The sequence below is a fragment of the Oleiphilus sp. HI0132 genome (genome assembly GCF_001635845.1).
This window is the reverse complement of sequence record NZ_LWGJ01000927.1, coordinates 1-1,044: the sequence shown is the minus strand read 5'-3', so window position 1 is coordinate 1,044 and position 1,044 is coordinate 1. Positions and strand designations below refer to the sequence as shown.

Annotated in this window: 2 protein-coding genes; both read right to left on the bottom strand. The window is 45.7% G+C overall.

The window, feature by feature from the left end; genetic code table 11:
- Positions 1-255, bottom strand: a 255-nt coding sequence (locus A3766_RS10425; protein ID WP_197479517.1) for a 3-methyl-2-oxobutanoate hydroxymethyltransferase, incomplete at its 3' end; no start/stop codon positions are given.
- Positions 256-353: 98 nt separating this feature from the next.
- A partial coding sequence (folK, locus tag A3766_RS10420) for a 2-amino-4-hydroxy-6-hydroxymethyldihydropteridine diphosphokinase (RefSeq protein ID WP_231882881.1) occupies positions 354-1,044 on the bottom strand: 691 nt, incomplete at its 5' end.

The following is a 1,044-nucleotide window of genomic DNA, read 5'->3' as shown; positions in this document are numbered from 1 at the left end:
AGGCATATCGGCCATAATTAAGGGAGACTGAGCGCCTCTGCTAACACATTGAGTGTGATAGACCATGTCATCAATACTAACAGGCAATGTCGAGTCCTGACCTTGTAACACCATGCCTAGAGAGTCGCCGACTAATAAAACGTCGATACCAGCATCCGACGCTAACTTAGCAAAGGTTGCGTCATAGGCTGTGACACAGGAGAATTTTCCATTGGACTCTTTTAGTTTACGAAGGCTCAGGGTTGTCGTTTTCATCATATAATCCTTAGTTTTCACAGTAGTATAAAACCGACTACTGATAATCTATGACAGAGCTTAGCTTGTGCGTAGATTAGCTACTTGTTTCGCGAGACTCAAGTCGGAGTGCCATCTAAACGAAGTAAATTATGCTCGCTGCACGAAGAAAGATGTTGTTCTAGGGTCGATGTATCGGGAAGCGTCCAAGCAGGCGCAATTTCGATTGCTGGTACCAGCACAAAGTCTCGTTCCAGCGCATAAGGGTGAGGAATGCGTAAGTCAGGGTCGTCGCTTGATAGCGTTTCATCGTTATAGAATAGAATATCCAGGTCGATGATTCGCTCCCCCCAATGCCGAGTCTTTATACGCCCGAATTCGGCTTCAAGTGTTTGAGTACACTTTAACAAAGCGAGTGGTTCCAGAGCGGTTTCAAGCCAGATGACTGCATTGACGAAGTCATCTTGATCCTGAGGCCCTTGAGGGCAGCTACTGTATAGTGATGATGATGACATTAGCTTTAGTTCAGGATGCCGGGATAGGGCTTCTATCGCCTTTATTACTTGAAGACGAGGACTTTCCAGGTTGCTACCAATACCGATGAGTACTTGATTTAGTTTCATGACTAGCTTTTTCTTCTCGCCGAACAGTTCCTGCTGACTTATACCTGCAGCATTATGATCGCTTTGGACGTCGTGATTGTCGGGTCTTTCGGAGGTCAGCACCAGGTGTCTCACGCTTTTTTCGATGATTAGCTTTGTTATAAACAGCAGAAGGGTGCTTGATTTGGAATTCAGTCCACCACTTAGC